The sequence below is a fragment of the Bacillus sp. FSL R5-0593 genome (assembly GCF_038603755.1).
Taxonomy (GTDB): Bacteria; Bacillota; Bacilli; order Bacillales; family Bacillaceae; genus Bacillus; species Bacillus velezensis.
On record NZ_CP152011.1, the window covers coordinates 255,576 to 272,875 of the forward strand.

Annotated in this window: 16 protein-coding genes; 10 read left to right on the forward strand and 6 right to left on the reverse strand. The window is 43.7% G+C overall.

The features are described 5' to 3' along the window. Nucleotides 1–20 precede the first annotated feature (20 nt). The 4 genes from NYE36_RS01270 to NYE36_RS01285 all read left to right on the forward strand — a co-directional run bounded on the left by NYE36_RS01270 (nucleotide 21) and on the right by NYE36_RS01285 (nucleotide 2,834). Entirely contained in the window at nucleotides 21–1,064 is a 1,044-nt protein-coding gene (locus NYE36_RS01270; RefSeq protein ID WP_094032882.1) for a methyltransferase, read from the forward strand. 156 nt (nucleotides 1,065–1,220) lie between these two features. Continuing rightward, on the forward strand, nucleotides 1,221–1,697 hold the full coding sequence (locus NYE36_RS01275; RefSeq protein ID WP_094032883.1) for a DUF4879 domain-containing protein: 477 nt from the start codon (nucleotides 1,221–1,223) through the stop codon (nucleotides 1,695–1,697). 80 nt (nucleotides 1,698–1,777) lie between these two features. Beyond that, nucleotides 1,778–2,026, forward strand: a complete 249-nt coding sequence (locus tag NYE36_RS01280; protein WP_007408989.1) for a sigma-G-dependent sporulation-specific acid-soluble spore protein CsgA — start codon at nucleotides 1,778–1,780, stop codon at nucleotides 2,024–2,026. 109 nt (nucleotides 2,027–2,135) lie between these two features. Beyond that, nucleotides 2,136–2,834 (forward strand): hypothetical protein, encoded by a 699-nt coding sequence (locus NYE36_RS01285; RefSeq protein WP_094032884.1) that lies wholly within the window; start codon nucleotides 2,136–2,138, stop codon nucleotides 2,832–2,834. 44 nt (nucleotides 2,835–2,878) lie between these two features. Here NYE36_RS01285 and NYE36_RS01290 read toward each other — a convergent pair whose 3' ends face one another. Then, nucleotides 2,879–3,139 (reverse strand): hypothetical protein, encoded by a 261-nt coding sequence (locus NYE36_RS01290; protein WP_003156732.1) that lies wholly within the window; start codon nucleotides 3,137–3,139, stop codon nucleotides 2,879–2,881. A gap of 185 nt (nucleotides 3,140–3,324) precedes the next feature. Here NYE36_RS01290 and NYE36_RS01295 point away from each other — a divergent pair, with 185 nt between their 5' ends. Together NYE36_RS01295 and NYE36_RS01300 are read left to right on the forward strand one after the other, a co-directional pair. Next, nucleotides 3,325–4,944 (forward strand): APC family permease, encoded by a 1,620-nt coding sequence (locus tag NYE36_RS01295; protein WP_094032885.1) that lies wholly within the window; start codon nucleotides 3,325–3,327, stop codon nucleotides 4,942–4,944. A 429-nt stretch (nucleotides 4,945–5,373) separates the two neighbouring features. Next, a complete protein-coding gene (locus NYE36_RS01300) occupies nucleotides 5,374–7,263 on the forward strand; it encodes a glycosyltransferase family 2 protein (RefSeq protein ID WP_060675263.1) in 1,890 nt (629 codons plus the stop codon). 68 nt (nucleotides 7,264–7,331) lie between these two features. On the opposite strand, the gene NYE36_RS01305 is transcribed toward NYE36_RS01300, so the two are convergent. Next, nucleotides 7,332–8,219 carry a glycerophosphodiester phosphodiesterase gene (locus NYE36_RS01305; RefSeq protein ID WP_244805625.1) on the reverse strand — a complete coding sequence of 296 codons (888 nt, stop codon included), beginning with the start codon at nucleotides 8,217–8,219 and terminating at the stop codon, nucleotides 7,332–7,334. 95 nt (nucleotides 8,220–8,314) lie between these two features. Continuing rightward, nucleotides 8,315–9,649 (reverse strand): glycerol-3-phosphate transporter, encoded by a 1,335-nt coding sequence (gene glpT, locus NYE36_RS01310; RefSeq protein WP_003156725.1) that lies wholly within the window; start codon nucleotides 9,647–9,649, stop codon nucleotides 8,315–8,317. Nucleotides 9,650–9,983: 334 nt separating this feature from the next. Between glpT and NYE36_RS01315 the strand changes: the two genes are divergently transcribed. Beyond that, nucleotides 9,984–10,226 carry a DUF2651 family protein gene (locus tag NYE36_RS01315; RefSeq protein WP_007408994.1) on the forward strand — a complete coding sequence of 81 codons (243 nt, stop codon included), beginning with the start codon at nucleotides 9,984–9,986 and terminating at the stop codon, nucleotides 10,224–10,226. A gap of 55 nt (nucleotides 10,227–10,281) precedes the next feature. Here NYE36_RS01315 and hpaB read toward each other — a convergent pair whose 3' ends face one another. The 3 genes from hpaB to NYE36_RS01330 form a co-directional block, all read right to left on the reverse strand. Beyond that, a complete protein-coding gene (gene hpaB / locus NYE36_RS01320; protein ID WP_265451261.1) occupies nucleotides 10,282–11,727 on the reverse strand; it encodes a 4-hydroxyphenylacetate 3-monooxygenase, oxygenase component in 1,446 nt (481 codons plus the stop codon). A gap of 150 nt (nucleotides 11,728–11,877) precedes the next feature. Continuing rightward, complete coding sequence (locus NYE36_RS01325; RefSeq protein ID WP_023356680.1) at nucleotides 11,878–12,303, reverse strand: hypothetical protein; 426 nt, start codon at nucleotides 12,301–12,303, stop codon at nucleotides 11,878–11,880. Between the two features lie 72 nt (nucleotides 12,304–12,375). Next, on the reverse strand, nucleotides 12,376–14,550 hold the full coding sequence (locus NYE36_RS01330) for a glycoside hydrolase domain-containing protein (RefSeq protein ID WP_265451259.1): 2,175 nt from the start codon (nucleotides 14,548–14,550) through the stop codon (nucleotides 12,376–12,378). A gap of 375 nt (nucleotides 14,551–14,925) precedes the next feature. Between NYE36_RS01330 and NYE36_RS01335 the strand changes: the two genes are divergently transcribed. The 3 genes from NYE36_RS01335 to NYE36_RS01345 all read left to right on the forward strand — a co-directional run bounded on the left by NYE36_RS01335 (nucleotide 14,926) and on the right by NYE36_RS01345 (nucleotide 17,244). Further along, complete coding sequence (locus tag NYE36_RS01335) at nucleotides 14,926–15,369, forward strand: Ser-Thr-rich GPI-anchored membrane family protein (protein WP_007408999.1); 444 nt, start codon at nucleotides 14,926–14,928, stop codon at nucleotides 15,367–15,369. Between the two features lie 264 nt (nucleotides 15,370–15,633). Then, the gene (locus NYE36_RS01340; RefSeq protein WP_003156718.1) at nucleotides 15,634–16,104 is read left to right on the forward strand and encodes a helix-turn-helix domain-containing protein; all 471 of its coding nucleotides are present in this window, start codon (nucleotides 15,634–15,636) and stop codon (nucleotides 16,102–16,104) included. Nucleotides 16,105–16,176: 72 nt separating this feature from the next. Further along, on the forward strand, nucleotides 16,177–17,244 hold the full coding sequence (locus NYE36_RS01345) for an iron-containing alcohol dehydrogenase family protein (RefSeq protein WP_265451258.1): 1,068 nt from the start codon (nucleotides 16,177–16,179) through the stop codon (nucleotides 17,242–17,244). Nucleotides 17,245–17,300 lie beyond the last annotated feature (56 nt).

A 17,300-nucleotide genomic window follows, 5' to 3' on the forward strand; every position in this document is an offset into this window, starting at 1 on the left:
TTAATCGGAGGTTAACGTAAATGACCAATTCAGTTCAGCAAGATAAACAAGTACCGAAGAAATATCCTCAGGCCGCAGTCATGCAAATGGTTTCAGGGCTGGGGTTTTCCCTGGCAGTTAAAACAGCGGTAGAATTAGATGTATTTTCCGCTTTTCAAAATGGACCAGCTTCAGCGGAAGCGATAGCTGAAGCCCTTGAATTGAACCCCTCTGCCTTATTCAGGCTCTTAAGAGCGCTGGAATCCGTCGGTTTGGTCGCCCAAGCTCAAAATGGCTATTATGATGTAACAGAGTATGGTGCCACTTTGATGCCTGGGAAAGCAAAATCCATTGAGCCTTTGGTAGAATATCTGCTGCATGAAACAGTAGTGCAGTCTATGTTTAAAATGGATTATAGTATCAAAACCGGCAAATCCGCTTTTGAAGCCATTTATGGCGATAAATGGTATGAGAATAATAGTCTTGATCAAGATTACTTAAAAACAATGGATAAGGCGATGGAGATTTATTCAAAAATGAGTCTGCCATCCATATTGAAAGCTTACTCATTTGAAAAGTTTGATGTTATCGTAGACGTCGCGGGAGGAATGGGCCAGTTAATAACAGGCATTTTAGGTGCTGCTCCTAAATCAAAGGGGATATTGTTTGATCTTCCAAAAACGATACAAAGTGCAAAAAAGCATTCAGCATCTTCAGAGATGAGCGAACGCTGTCAGTTTACGGAAGGGAGTATGTTTGAGGAAATTCCTTCCGGGGGAGACTTGTATGTGATAAGCAAAGTGTTAAATGATTGGGATGATGAGCATGTGGTTGCTATTCTTGAAAATATAGCCGGTGCCATGTCTGATCATTCCAAGCTGATTATAGTTGAAAATGTGCCTGAAGCAGACAAGCTGTCCCCTGAAGAAGCTTTTCGTGATTTATTATTTTTAGTATGCTCTGCAGGCGGCAGAGTCAGAAAGAAAACCGAGTTTGAACAATTGATTGAGAAAGCCGGATTAACACTATTAAATGTAATTCAGACCCCGAGTAAATACACAATTTTGGAGTGTGGAAAGAAATAATGTTATATAAGCTATCTCCTTTAGGAGATAGCTTTTTTATATAAAAAGTTCACCAATTTGACTGATTGATTCTGTCTATCTATTGATTTCTCTGATAAAATAAAACTTATAATATTTAACATAATTATAAATTTGAACCATCAGGGAGGAAGAAACATGAAAAAGAGACTCGTTATGCTATTTGCCGCGGCCGCCGCTGCTTTGTTGCTTGTGAGCGGGTTGTGGGCTCCGTCAGCGTCTGCGGCGCCGGCTCCTGCTTTAACACAAATCCGTATTATCGGTGTGACGTCTGACGGTCAGAGTTACCAATGGGAAAATATCGGGCCGAACCAAATCAGCGCATCAAAACCGATGAAGGGTACAACGGGTTATTTAGCCGTATATTTCCAAGGGTATCCGAACAATAACACGATCCAGGCGTTTAACAACGGAACGAATATTACAAATCTTACGTCAAAAGCGCTGGAAGATGAATATACGAAAAACGGCAATATCGTTACAGGCTACATTAAATATTACAGTGTTCCTCTTTCTTATGTCAGTTCAGGAACGTTCTCTTTCTCCGCAACGGGGCTGAACGGGCCGTACACGCCGTTAAGCAGCGGATTTTTCTCCATTCAGGTACAGAGTTAAAACAGCCGTTCGGTGCTTTCATGTATAGTTTTTCTCTCTTTCCGGGAAGCTATTCTTAAAGAAAAGGGAGGGCTTACATGATGGACAGGACACTCGGCTATTTGCGCGAGTCGCTTTCGAACCACTTGGAGCATGATGTGTGCCGAGGGATTTATAAAAAGCTTCAGGTGAAGCATTATGCAAATGAGGGCGAGTTTGTGAAAGATCTAAATGATTTGGAAATGGACGCGCTGAATCAGGTGCTTGAAAAGGAAATCAAATATGCTGAGAACGAGCAGGATGAGAAGCGCACGATGGAATTGAATGAAGTATATGAGCTCCTGTTTTAAAAAGCCTCCCGGCGGTCGGGAGGCTTTTTATTGTTTCGGAAACAGTTTACAGAATCATCCAACCCTTTGTATAATGGATAGTTGTGAAAAACACAGACGGAGGAGAAACATGAACGACGAAAAAAAACAGACGGTTCTTGAGTTGTCATCGGTTGAAAAAGCTTTGGTTTTTCTGGTGCCGCCATTATTGGGGCTGGTCATCGGATGGTTTCTGCCGGTCATTGCGAAGTGGGCCGTAACATTGGATTGGCTGCCTTTTCACGGGCCGCTGGACATTATCGCTTCTTTTCACGGATGGAAGGCTGCGGCTGCAACCGCCGTTATCGGCTTAATCGGGGGAGTGTGGCTGACGCGGGCAGCTTTTAAAGAAACTCTTGTGGCAGTCGTGACGGATAGCGAGGTGTCCTTAACCATATATAATGAAGAAAGCGTGTTTTCGAAAGACAGCATTTCCGGTGTGTTTACGGATGAGAAGCATCTTGTCTTATTAGGCACTGAAGGACAGGAGCTTTTTCGGGAGAAGCTTGAGCCGGCGGTTGAAAAAGCGGCTGATGCGTTTCGCGCGCATGGGTATGTCTGGCTGGGGACGGAAGATCCTTTTAAAGAAGAATACAAACGGTGGGTGCCGGACACGCCGGATTTGGAGCCAGGGGCAAATGCTCTTTTAAAAGCGAGAGAAAAGGCGCTGAAAGAGGAGGAAAAGGCTGATGCGAAAGAACTGAAAGCGGAAATATCCAAACTGGGCATTACCGTGCGGGATAAAGGCTCGCGCCAATATTGGCGGTTCTATCAAACGCCGTCTGCATAAAAAAGCTGCCGCCGTTTGATACGGCCGGGCAGCCCGGGAACAGATTATTTCTTCTTGTCATCATAATATTGAACCGGGTACATGGAGCCTTCGGATACCATTTTGTTATCTTCAATATCTTCGGGATGCGGGTTGCCTGCTTTGTTGACGGGGAATGATTCAATATCCTGCTTCCCGGAGAGCGATGTTTTCATATTGCGGATAAAGTTCATCACCTTTTGGCGGTTTGATTTATCTTTGAGCAGGTAGGAAGTCACTCCGACAGTCGACACGGCAAGTCCTGAAATGAGCAGTTTTTGTTTCACGATAAAAACTCCTTTCTATTTCTGGCTTGCAGTAGTTATTCCCGCTTAACGGCTGTTTAAACATCGGAAGGTTAATTTTGGCTTGCCGCTTTAATGCGATAAAGATTGACAAAACTATTTTCAGAATAATATTATAAATATATGATAGCGCTGGAGTCATATTTTAATTGAAAGGTGTTAACTTTATGAATCAATTACATCGCAGAATGGGAACGTTTGCACTCATGATGGTCGGACTTGGGTCGATGATTGGCTCCGGCTGGTTATTCGGGGCGTGGCGGGCGGCTCAGATTGCGGGACCTGCCGCAATTATTTCCTGGATTATCGGTATGATCGTTATTTTGTTTATCGCACTTTCTTACAGTGAATTGGGTTCAATGTTCCCGGAAGCCGGGGGAATGGTAAAATATACTCAATATTCTCATGGATCATTTATTGGATTTATCGCAGGATGGGCAAACTGGATTGCGATTGTTTCCGTTATTCCGGTGGAAGCGGTTGCGTCTGTTCAATACATGAGCTCATGGCCGTGGGAATGGGCAAAATGGACAAGCAATCTCGTTCACAACGGCACTCTTACGGGAGAGGGGCTCGGCTTCGCATCCGTATTACTGATTATTTACTTTTTACTGAATTATTGGACAGTTAACTTATTTTCAAAAGCGAATTCATTGATTACCGTCTTTAAAATCATTATTCCGGGGCTGACAATCGGAGCGCTGCTGTTTACCGGTTTTCACGGCGGAAACTTCACATCCGGTTCAAGCATTGCGCCGAACGGCTGGGCGAGCGTGCTGACGGCGGTGGCCACATCAGGTATCGTATTTGCGTTTAACGGGTTTCAAAGCCCGATTAACATGGCCGGAGAAGCAAAAAATCCCGGCAAATCGATTCCGATTGCGGTTGTCGGTTCGCTGTTGGTCGCAACCGTCATTTACGTCCTATTGCAAATCGCATTTATCGGTGCGGTTGAACCTTCCATGATTGTTCACGGCTGGAGTCACCTGAACTTCAACTCTCCATTTGCCGATTTGGCGATCGCATTGAATATCAACTGGCTTGTCATTATTCTTTATGCGGATGCGTTCGTATCTCCGTCAGGAACGGGTATCACATATACCGCCACGACGTCACGCATGATTTACGGCATGGAAAAAAATAAATATATGCCGAGCATTTTCGGAAAGCTTCATCCGCTGTACGGCGTGCCGCGCCAAGCGATGATTTTCAACCTGATCGTATCGTTTATCTTTCTGTTTTTATTCAGAGGATGGGGCGTGCTTGCTGAAATCATTTCCGTTGCGACGCTGATTTCTTATATCACGGGTCCCGTGACGGTGATGACGCTGCGGCGGACGGCGGCGGATTTGTACCGGCCTCTCCGTCTGAAAGGCCTCAGCGTGGTTGCACCGCTCGGCTTCGTGTTCGCGTCTCTCGTGCTGTATTGGGCGCGCTGGCCGTTAACAGGGCAGGTGCTGTTTATCATTTTGATCGGCCTTCCGATTTATTTCTACTACCAAGCGAAAGCGAAGTGGAAAGGATTCCGCAGAAACTTTAAAGGCGGCGTCTGGATGGTTGTCTATCTGCTCAGCATGATGGTCATTTCATGGCTCGGAAGTGAAAAATTCGGCGGTCTGAACATCATTCCGTACGGCTGGGATATGGGGCTGATCGCAATCGTTGCCCTTGCCTTCTATGCGTGGGCCCTGAAGAGCGGATTCAAGACTGAGTATTTGAAAGACGCCAAAGCAATCAACGATCAATTAAAAGGCGGACAGGCGGAAGCCGCTGCCGGAAAAGAATAAGTTATAAAAAGTTGAAGTTTTTGAGAGTCTGAGCCTGTAAGCGCAGGACAAAGGCACCTTTAAGTTGAAAAGCAGGTATAATACCTGAAAACGACTTAGAGGTGTTTTTTCATGGGTGAAATTAAAAATCCGCAAAGTATCGTAATTAGGATTAAATGAAGTGAGCTTTCCAAATTCAAAGAGAAAATGAATCAAAGCCTGTACTAATGTATTTTTATTTTGAACATTTGTTAGGGGCCTTATGGAATCCGATTTAATTACTGGAAATATTCCATCTTATTATCTAGATTACGGTGGCTAGGTTTAAAAACACATTAAAATTTTTAACCATATTTATAAAAGAAAGAAATTATGGTAAACTTTTAAAATTGGAAACGAATAATTCTGGACTTGTTTTTATATAGGAAAAAATAATTAAGGAGAAAAAAGATGATATTTACTGTAGCTATTCCGGTTTATAATGATCAAAACACAATTAGAGATTGTCTTGATAGCGTGGTGAACCAAACAGTTGGAGAGGACAAACTTGAAATTATCTGTGTAAATGATGGTTCAACTGATAAAAGCGGTAATATTTTAGATGAATACATGAGCAAGTACAAGTTTATTAAAGTAATTCATCAGCAGAATAGCGGCGCACCTGGCAGACCGAGGAACAAAGCTATAGAAGCAGCAACAGGTGATTATATTTATTTTCTAGACGGAGATGATTATTTAGGACCTGAAGCTTTAGAAAAGATGGAAGAAAAAATAGTTCAGTATCAAAGTGATATAATTATCGGCCGTTATGAAGGAATTAATAGAGGTGTTCCTGTGGCTGTATTTAAAAAGAATCCAGATTGTTTTTCCTTCCCTGGTTCCAATGCTCTTTTTACGATGAGTGCTCAAAAACTATTTAAACGGGAGTTATTAATTAAACATAATATTCGTTTTCCGGAACACTTCTCTCTAGGAGAAGATCAACCGTTTATGATTCAAGCGTATGCATATTCAAATTCCATAGCCCTTGTTAAAGATTACCCATGTTATTATTTGACCAATCATCAAACAATAGGAAGGGTTCAACTTACTAAGAAACCATTATCAGGTGAAAGTTTTATGTTCAGAATCGAAGAAACATTGGCATCTATTGAATTACTGAACCTTGAAACAGATAAAAAACGGCTGATTTTCTTTCATTACTGGGAAAGGATTATGGAAGTGGAGTTAAGCGCACTGATTTCAAAGTCTTTTCTAATTGAAGATAAAATCTTTATTTTTAATAAATTAAAGAAAATGCTTGACAAGTATCAATACTTAGATTACTACCAGCAGTTTTCTTCCCGCCATAAACTCTTATTACGTTTAATTGAGAAAGGACAATTGGAGGATTTAATTTCTTTCTGGTACGCTGAAAAACAACCTGGTAACATGGTAGTACAACATGGAAAGGTCTATCCAAAACCAGAATTAGCATACAATTTGGCCTTGCATGAGTCTATTTCCTTTCATCGTAATAATAAATTTGAAGGAGAAATAACAAAAATAGAGAAATTAGAGAATGCCGTTTTGTTAGAGGGTTTTTGTTATCATTCACATGTTGACTCCTCAAATGAGCGTTTATTTATCGAAGTCTCTTTGAGAGAACAAAAAGATAAAACAATTTCATTTCCAGCTTATAGAAGCCTTTTTGAAAAAAAATATCCTTTTGAAATAGATACGCAAATTATAACAAAAGAAAAAATCACTTATTTTCACGCGTATATACCTATAGAATCTTTGCTCCACTTAAATAGCGAAGATGGTATATTAGATTTAAGATTAATTAGTAAGATAGAAGATTATACGAAATCATTGAGATTAAAATCGAAAGAAAGCGTTTATTTAAAAAATGCTTCTTATATTGCAAAAGGATGTAAAGAACCTATCGTTATAAACTCGTATCTAACTAAATGGGGTAATCTTTCTCTTGTTGTTAAACATCAAATGTTACATTTTAAAAACTTTGTGTTAACCTGCAGCGGTCCTAGGATTAAAGGACATTTTGATTGTGAAACAGATTTAAGTTTTGGAGAACAGAATTCTTTCCAGGTTAATTTTGGAAGGTTTCTTATGTTTAAACCTGATGTGGTACTTAAAGATTCTACTCGAAAAAAAATGTCATATGATTTTAGTTTTGAAGTAACTAAGCAGGAGTTAAAACAAATTAAGCTAAAAAAGAATGCAGAAGTGATTATTGGTCATTTGCAACAAAGTGTTCCTGTTATTTATAAGGGCAAATCTATTAAAGCAAAAGTTAAGAATATACTAAGACCGTTATTTAAAGGGAGAAATATTTAAAATTAATATTATAAAACTGCACGCGATATACGTGCAGTTTTTGTTTTGAAATCTTTAGATTCGTAAACCTATTGATCCCTATTAGATTTAACAAAATTAAATATATCCGCATAGTTGGTAAACACACCGGTTACGCCCCAATTCAGCAGACGGCGCATGTCCGCCTCGCTGTTTACGGTGTAAGGATGAAGCAGAAGGCCGTGGCTGCGAATGTTTCGGACATTTTGAGCGTTCAGCGCTTTGTAATCCGGTCCGATTCCGACGGCATATGTTTTAATGTCCGTTAAATCTGCGTCAGTCATTGACGTCATCTGTTCCGCTTCAAGCAATTGGACGGCGGGAAGTTTCGGATCGAGCTGTTTGATTTTCAGAAGGCTGTCCCTGCTGAAAGACTGAATGATAACTTGTCCAAGTTTCGCATGCTTACCTGCCAATTTGTGTTTTTTCAGTGAAGCGATCAGTTTTTCTTCCATACCCGGATATGTTTCGGGCGCCTTTGTTTCAATATAATAGTTTGCATGTCTGCCGAACCGTTTTAACACGTCATCAAGTGTGGGAACGCGAAGTCCGGCGTATTGCGGTTTTGCTTTTTCCGGATAGGCCTTATTGAACCAAGAGCCGGCGTCGAGCTTTTGAATCTCGGCTAATGTATGATCCTTCACCCAGCCTTGTCCGTTTGTGGTGCGGTCCAGTTTTTCATCATGCATGACGATCAGCTTGCCGTCTTTTGTCATTTGTAAATCCAGCTCAATATAGTCAGCCTTCATTTTTTGCGCAGTTTCATAAGAAAGGATCGTGTGCTCCGGGACATATCCCGAAGCACCGCGGTGGGCAATGGTCAAAATTCTGTCAGGAGACAAGAGGTTTCCTTTTCCCGCCGCCGATACAGGCGTGACGATGAATGACAATAAACCGAATGAAAGCAATACCAGAGCAAACAATTTATGTTTCCGCATGTTTTCTTCCCCCTTAAAAATCAATATCTGTCTCTAGCGTAGAAAATCGTTGTAAATGCTGTACTGCAAAAATATTAATCTTTTATGTTGTTTTCTTACACATGCTCCGCCCGCTTGCCCGTATTCCACGTCATAGCCAAGAAGACGATGGACAGCACGCATGAGGAGATAAGCATGATAAAGCCGCCGTTCCAGTCAAAGCGGTCTACGACATAACCCATGATGGCGTTGGCGAAAGCAGAGCCTCCGATGTAGCCGAAAAACCCGGTTAAGCCGGCTGCCGTTCCCGCCGCTTTTTTAGGCGCAAGGTCAATGGCCTGAAGCCCGATCAGCATGACAGGTCCATAGATTAAGAAGCCGATGCTGATCAGCGCGATATTATCGATGAGCGGATGACCGGCAGGGTTAAGCCAGTAGACCAATACAGCGATAAATACGCCGGCCATGAACAGTACGCCTGCCGGCGCGCGGCGGCTTTTGAAAAACCGGTCGCTGATCCAGCCGCACAAAATCGTTCCCGGAATTCCCGCATATTCATAAAGGAAATAAGACCATCTGGAATCTTCAGGAGAGAACCCTTTCGCTTCCGTCAAATAAGTCGGCGCCCAGTCAACGACACCGTACCGTACGAAATAAACAAAGACATTGGCAAATGCGATATACCACAGAAACTTATTATTCAGCACGTATTTGAAAAGAATTTCTTTGGTCGTCATCTCTTTTTCCTGGTCTTTGAACGCATGCTTCGGATAGTCATTCCGGTATTCTTCAATCGGCGGAAGCCCGCAGGATTGCGGCGTGTCCCGTACGAGAAGAACAATCACAAATGAAATGACGATGGCGATAATCGCCGGAAAGAAAAACACGCTTTTCCAAGTAACAAACATGGCGATGCCGAGAGTCACGAGCGGGGCGAGAATACCTCCGCCTATGTTATGGGCGACATTCCATATCGACATTTTCGTGCCGCGTTCACTGATGGAAAACCAATGAGCCATCGTCCGTCCGCAAGGCGGCCAGCCCATTCCTTGAAACCATCCGTTAATAAACATAAAAATAAACATAATCGTCACGCTTGACGTGACCCACGGCATGGAAACAAATAAAATGTTTACGACACCTGACAAAAACAGACCCGTCGCAAGGAAATACCTCGGGTTGCAGCGGTCAGACACCATCCCCATAATAAATTTACTGAAGCCGTAAGCGATTGATACGGCCGCAAGCACCAAGCCAAGTTCCCCTTTTGAAAACCCTTGTTCCTGAAAATAAGGAATAGCGAAGGCAAAGTTTTTGCGAAGCAAATAATACCCGGCATACCCGATGAAAATCCCCAAAAATACTTGCAGCCTGAGCCGTTTATAGGCCGCATCCGTCTTTGAATCATCCAATCTCTCAATATGCGGAGCCGGCTTAAACAATTGAAACATCATATCCTCCCCTTTGCTGAACGTCTATCATGATGTATGTATGACTCCTTTCCTTGAAAATGACAAAAAGAACCAGAAATCACCCTTGTGAAAGGGCGGGGTTTCCTGGTTCTCCTCATCTCCATCCAAAAATCATTAACTTGTGTATGATAGCGCTTTCTTAAATTATCACAGTCTGACGTGAATGTAAACGCTTTAAGGAAAGTTTTCATTTTTTTGAATAAATAACCGGAGGGAAAATCAGCCGGAGCGCGAAAGATTTGAAGTACTCGATTTTGTACTCAGGCATAAGATGTGTTAGGCCGGACTAAGAAAAGCGAAGGGAGTGCATCTGTTGATTGATGAATTGGATTTTGCGTTCGGTGTTCTGCCGCTTTGTATCATCATCTTGTCAGTCGCCGGAACGTACCTGTTTAAAAACGCGTTCATTATGCCGGCTGCCGCTTTGGCCGTTTGCCTTATATGCACCTTTACCGTATTGAATTTCTCGTTTATCGGGTGGGCCGTCGTGTATACGCTTGTCTCTTTCGCGTTATCGCATATTACGATGGTGGTGATCAGCCAAAATAAAAAATAGGATCGGCGGCAGCCGATCCAGCTATCATAAGCAGAGATGCGCTCTCTGCTTTGTTTTATTTATGAATGTGCAGGAATTCCTTGATGACCGCGGTCTGTTCTTCTTTTGGATAGCTTCTGTACAGATGGCTGGTTAAGCGGACGGGGTCACCGAAGAAGTACCGCTCATATTGTGTCTGTCTTGTTCCGAAGGGGCTCATGGTCAAATCCCATGCGAGGCGGAACACTTTTACCCGGTCCTCAGCGTTCAATTCGGCCGCCTGCAAATATTGGTCAAGGTCTCCTCTGATGTCAGAACGGAACGCTTTTTCAGTCGGCAAAGTCACCATTCCGCTTGCCCCGATCAGCTGAATGATTTCCGTGAAGCGCGGGTAGATGTCGGGAAAAATCGCGCTGACCACACGAAGCGGAGTGACACTCGGACGCATATAACCCCATTCATCTGTTTCCGCATCATTCTCCGACTTTTCCAAAAGGGCTTTCATCGTTTCCAGACCGGTGATGATTTCAGCCATCTTAGCCTGAATATGCTGATATTCGCCCACATCTATCGCTTCGACAAGCGTTTGGGCGAGGCCCAGGAGAAACTCCGTCTTTACAATTTGTCTCGTGATGACTTGATGAAATGAGAAGGCGTTAAAAGAGCTTTTCATATTAAAATCAAAAGCCGCCTCGTAATTATTATAAAAAAATACGCGTTCCCAAGGGACCAAAACGTGATCAAATACAACGATAGAATCCATTTCTTCATATCTTGAGCTGAGCGGATAATCAAACGATGATTTTCCGAGTACGAAAGATTCCCTGCAGATGAATTTTACTCCCTTTGTATTGGAAGGGATTGAAAAAGCGAACGCTTCATCCGATTCAAAATACATTTTAGGCAGAGAAACCACGAGCACTTCATCCGTCAGGCCGCCTTGTGTGGCTAAAATCCGGGCGCCGTGTATGATGAGGCCTTTTTCATTTTTATCGACGACTTTTGCCGAGATAGGTGTCGGCGATACGTTTACACCCATTTGTGAACGATTCACCTGAGGGGTGATAAACGTGTGCGTAAAAGAAAGATCCTGTGCAGCAGCGCGTTCGTACAGCGCTTGAACATGTTCCGGAAAACAATGCTCGCGGTCTTTCAAAAGCGCGGCGGAGGAGGCGAAGCTCATCAGCACGGTATTCATATAATCCGGGCTTCGTCCCATCATTCCGTGCGTGTGTCTGGCCCAATGTTCGAACATGTTTCTTCTTCTTTTTACGTCTTCTTTCGTTTTCGGCTGCAGGTATGAAAGCCCGGCCCGTTCTTTTTTACCGGGAAGACTGTAAGTCATTTGATCTTTCATATCCGGTTTCGTTTGCAAATCATAAAGAGAGCGCTTCGTTTCCAGAAGGCCCTTAAATGCGGGATGCTCAGAAATCTGTCCCTCGATCTTTTCACCATCAAGCCAAATCTCATTTCCAAGCTGATTTAATCGGTCAATGAACATTTTGCCATTAATGATACCCATCATGTCGCCCTTCTTTCTTTGCGGATCCACTACCTCATTATATTGAAAACGAAATTGGGTGTTCCGGTTATTTCCAAAGGAGAAGAGCCTTTTTTGATAAGGGGGGTGAAGGGATTGCATAATAAAAAAACCCCTTAAGCAGAGGGGTTTTTAACTGATCATGTCTTTGTATCGTTGTTCGAGGACGAAGTCTATCATTCCGGTGATACGGGTGTTTTCAGATTTTTGTCTGAAACGGTCAGACACTTGGATTTTTCTTGAAAACGGAAATACAGCAATAATCCAAACAAGGCCGGCCAGGCCGAAAACCATCTGCAGAGCCATTTCAATCAAATCATTAAAATGAGTGCTGAAAAAAAAGATATATAACGTGATGAATGTGACTGTACATACGATTTTGACAGTATGTTGGAAGGTGAGGGGCGGTTCAGTGAAACACATTTTCATTTGATTCAGTGTGAGCGAATCTTGTTTCATTAAGTATGTAAGCAGTTCTTTGTCATTTTGACTTCGCGGAATCAAATCGGTTTCTATTTTTTGAACGGTTTCCTTGTATGTCTGCATATCAATCTTCATGCGAATCCTCCTTTAGAAATAACTCCAAGAATACTCATTGAGCATTCCTGGAGCAAGGAGCTGCCTGTTCAATTATAGAAATAGTGATAAAACCGTGCTGAACAAGGCTGCAGCTCCTCCTAATTCAGGTGCTAAAACGACTAAAGCACCGATCCCTACAATAACAATAATTCCTGCGCCTGCAATAGCCATGGTATTCACGACAGAATTCCAATCCGGGGAGTACACCTCTTCGGAATCCGGCAACCTGAAGCTCTTTTGTTTTATTTTAAATGTAATGGTAGTTGTTAGTCCAGTTGTAGCACTGTCACCGACCGGAATATCAGGTGTATAAATTTTAAATTGAATATTCAGCGATCCTGCAGCCGGATTGACATACACTTCTAAATAACCGTTGCGGACTGACAAGCTCAGACTGTTAAGCAGGTTTTGATAGGAATCAATTTGTGATGCTGTAAAAGAGACTTGTGAATCTCCCATCAGACCGGTAATATAAGCTCCCGGTTTGCCATTTGTAATGGTAACTGTGTTGGGAGAACCTTCGCTTGGCACTGTTGCCAAAAGTGAAGTAGATAAAAGAATATCCATTTCAGGTGATGCATAAATGGTTTCTGTCTTGTCGAATTCAAACATGGCATTCGCAAGATTCGATATATTTTCTAAAGCAGGAATGGTTGTTAAAATATCCGTCAGTGTGCGCAGTCTTGCATCATACACGGGATCAGAAGGCGGATGGACGCTGCTTGCACCCGAGTCTTTTCCGGAGTATCCGTCTTTGTCAATGGCGACTTTTCCCGCTCCGCTTCCGATCGTGCCTTCATAAAATTGATCAAAAGCCCAGTTTTTCGGCATCGGGTATCCGAGGTTGCCGCTGAATCCGGTCGACATGTTAGCCGTAAAGCTATATTTGGTCAGACCTGCTTCTGACGTCCGGATACAAATGTTTCTCGGTCCGTATACGCCGATTTCATATTTCGGCGCAGTTGAGAACGCCTGCATTTTCATAAAAGCTGACTTGATTTCTTGAAAGTAAGGGATGATTTTATCTGTGACTTCATAATCATACGCATCGAAATCGACCGCAAAGTAAATGGTCGTTCCTGACGGAAAACCTAATCTTCGGGCGGCTGATGCAGCGCTGTACGCATCTCTCGTTCCTTGGTCTTTTACAAAATAAGAAGATTCATAGCCGCCGTCCTGATAAATCGGAAACACGCTTAAGCCGGCATTGAAAATCGTGGAAAGTTCTTTTGACGTTAACGCTTTCGATGTCAGTCCGCTGCTTGTCCGCACATTCCCGGTCAGATATCTTCCCACGATCTTATAGCCATTCTCACGCAAAGTTTTGGCCGTATCTGCCGTCAAAATGGCAGCGGTGTCACAAGCTGAAGCAGCCCGTGTTGTGTCGCCTGAGCTTGATAATAAAGCTTTAATCGTCGGCATGTCCGCATAACCAGTCTGCGGCAGGCACATAAACTTTTGGAAAGCTTTCACTGCCGATACAACTCCGACGCCGTATTTTCCGTCGAATTCACCGGGATCAAACGCTTCCCCATTACAGTAAAGCGCGTATTGGACAATCAAGACAAAGCCTGTCCGTGAATCGCCGGGAGTCAAGGTAGGGCATAAGCTGGTCGTTCCGTTTCCGAAAAATCCATTGGCGACGCTTGTGCTCATGCCTTCTTCTTTTTGCAGGGCATAAATGAGAGCCTTGTTTGTATCGCGGGCATATAAGCCGTCACAAGGCATCAAGCCGATGTAGTCATTGTAATCCCGGTTCAGGTTCTGCTGGATTTGGCGGATTCTTTTGTCGCCTCCCGCTACTAATCGAAAAGCGCTCATATCCAGCAAGGCTTTCATAATGAGTGCCGTGACGATGCCGTCTTGCTTAGTGAGCCCGGCCGCTTTTTGAAACTCTTTTACAGCGCTTTCGGTATTTTCATAGAAAACGCCTGAAAATCCGCCGGGGTTAAAACCTTTACACCACAGCGCCCCTTGCAGAATGTAATTCATGTTTGTCGGCTTAGAATCGGGAGCCTGCTTTTTCAACGGCTTAAACAATCTTTGTGTCGTCGGTCCGAAGTTATCGGCAGGTTCTGAAATACCAAGCTCAATTTGAAGCGCCCGTGTCAGACCGTAAATGGTATCCCAGCCCGTTTTTCCGTTTTCCGGCACTTTGTTGTACCCGTGTCTGCCTTTGTACGTCTCATTCAGCCATTGTTGTGTTTCCAGGACCATTTCGTCCATTGTAATCCCTCCATTGCGTGTAGTGTGCGTTCATTCATAGGTGGCAAACGTATGACAGTTTGTCATGGGTGCAGGAGTTTATCCAAGGAGAGCCCCATCATACAGCCGCAGAACAAACGCCGAAAGAGAGGCATTGATAGGAAAAGACCTCGCTATGACAATTGATATAAAAACAACAAAATGAATAGCGGTTTAAAGTAACTTTATCACTTAATCAAAAATAACAAGAATCATAAGTAGTAGTCATATAGTCATTTTAAGGGCTGTTCACATCTCTTCCTGCGGTCAAAATGGTTAGTTGGACGGATTTATGATTGGCTATATTGTCATTAACATAAATAGGGTAAATAGTTACAGGAAGGAAGGATTTTCTCGATGAAAAGCAAAAAGATTTTTAAGTCGCTCATCATTATCTTTACTCTTTTAATCAGCGGAATTGGTTTTATGGGTTTTTCTTCTCCGCAAAAAGCAGAGGCTAAAGACTGGCTTCATACTTATAAAAGCGGGTATTTCACTAACTATGTGATCAATACATATCACCCTAAATTCACTAAAACGACAAAAAAGTACACCTTGAGAGCCGTGACTTTTAAATCCAACAGTAAAGGGAAGGGCACGTATAAAATATACGTCCAAAAGCAAGTCAACGGCAAAGGTGCCTGGAAAACAATCAAAACCGCCAATGCAAAGAAAAATGGAACGACTTATTTTGAAACACCTTCGTTAAAAAAAGGAGATTCATACAGATTTAAAATGGTCAATCAGGGTTCGAAAAAACGTGTCAATTATAGTGCAAGATGGATTGTATTCGCTTCATAATGCTGATTTTCCGGTCTATAAAGTTTTAGCTGCTGCAGCTGCGGCAGCTTTTTATTTTGTCCGGAGCTCAACCGCCAGGGAGCCCGCACCTGTCTCTTCGGGCGTACGTTTGTATTTCACCGCATCATTCTGGATTATGCGGAAAGGTACATCGCTTCAATGATAAGCCAATCCCGGGTTCTTTTGCTTCGTTTGAAAATGTTCTGATATAAAAAAGGCGTGCCGCGGTGTAAAATGGCTATATTGATAAATATGGAGGTTGAGATGGATCAAGATTATATGACTGAGCTTGTCTCAGTCCAGCTGAAGAAAATCCGGTCGGAGAGAGGCTACACACAGGAGAAAATGGCGGATGTGATCGGCCTTTCTAAAAAGTCGCTGGTGCAGATTGAGAAAGGGCGGGCGCTTGCGGAATGGCCGCATGTTGTGGCGGTTTGCGCGCTTTTCAGATCAAGTGAAACACTGCAATCCGTATTAGGAGATGATCCGCTGGAGGTCATTGAAACGGTTGCTCACCGCACAATTGACAGGCCGAAGGGGAAGACGATGGGCGGCAAGGTGTGGTGGAAAGCCATCGAGAAAAAAGGCGAGTTCCGCTTGCAGCAGCATTTGATTTCCCACCATTACCGCATCCTTGATTCTTATGATGATCTGTGGTTCAGCAGTTTTGAAAAGGCAGAGGCTTTGGAGCGGCTTGATGAGCTGTTTTTGGAGGCGGAAGAAGCGAAGCGCTGACGCACCTCCGGTTGATGTATTTTCTGACAAGTGGGAAAATATATATAAATTCCAGCCAAAGGAGAGATTCGAATGAAGCCTGAAGATATCGTCCGAAGCGGCCCGAATCAGTACATATGCAAGGAAGGAATCGCAAAAGAACTTCTGGGGCTGCTGGAGACATTCAGAAAACCCGTTATTGTGACCGGAATCAAATCCTATCAGGCGTTCTCCGATTACGGCGGCGGTTCTTCCTGGGATGTGATTCAGCATAAAGGATACTGTTCACCTGAGGCGGTGCGTAAGGTCTGTGAGCAGGCGGAAGACGCGGATGTGATCATCGGTATCGGAGGCGGCACGATTTTGGATTTGGCAAAAGCGGCGGCAGACCGGCTTGATATTGAAGCTGTGATGGTTCCTTCCATTGCGGGGACGTGTGCGGCAAGTACGCCGTTGAGTGTCATATATGATGAGAGCGGCAATTTTATCAGAGTTGATTATCATAAGCGTTCAAGCTATTTGACGCTTGTTGATCCGCTGTTTTTGCTTTCCTCTCCCATTGAATATATGAAAAGCGGGATCGGTGATACGCTGGCGAAATGGTATGAGGCTGAGGCGGTCATCAGAAATACGGAGGCGGCGCCGCTGATGGCGCAGGCGGGGCTGAGACAGGCGGAATATATCCGTAATCTGTTATTGCGTTACAGTGAAGCGGCCGTCGGAAGCATGGAGAAAGGCGAGCTGTCCGTGCCGTTCATCCATACGGCGGAAACGATCATTATGCTTGCGGGAACGGTCGGCGGGTATGGCGGCCGTTTGTGCAGGATGGCAGGGGCGCATGCGGTCCACAACGGACTCAGTTTTCTTCAGGAGACACATCAGGTGCTGCATGGCCAGAAGGTTGCTTACGGCATATTGGTGCAGCTCGCGCTTGAGAATCGGAGACCTGAGATTGAAGAGCTGCTTCCGTTTTACCGCCGGCTCGGTTTCCCCGTCAGCCTCTGTGATCTCGGCATCCTTGACAACCATGAGGAAGCCAAGCGCTGTATTGCTTCTCACGCCTGCCGGGCGGAAGAATCGTTATGCTTAATGGGGCAATATCGCGAGAAGGACGTGTCAGCTGCGATTGAATCGCTCGAATCAGCGCAAAAGACAGGATAGAGCTTGTCATCTATCTTGTCTTTATTTTTTGAATATTTCCGTTATAATGAGTGGGG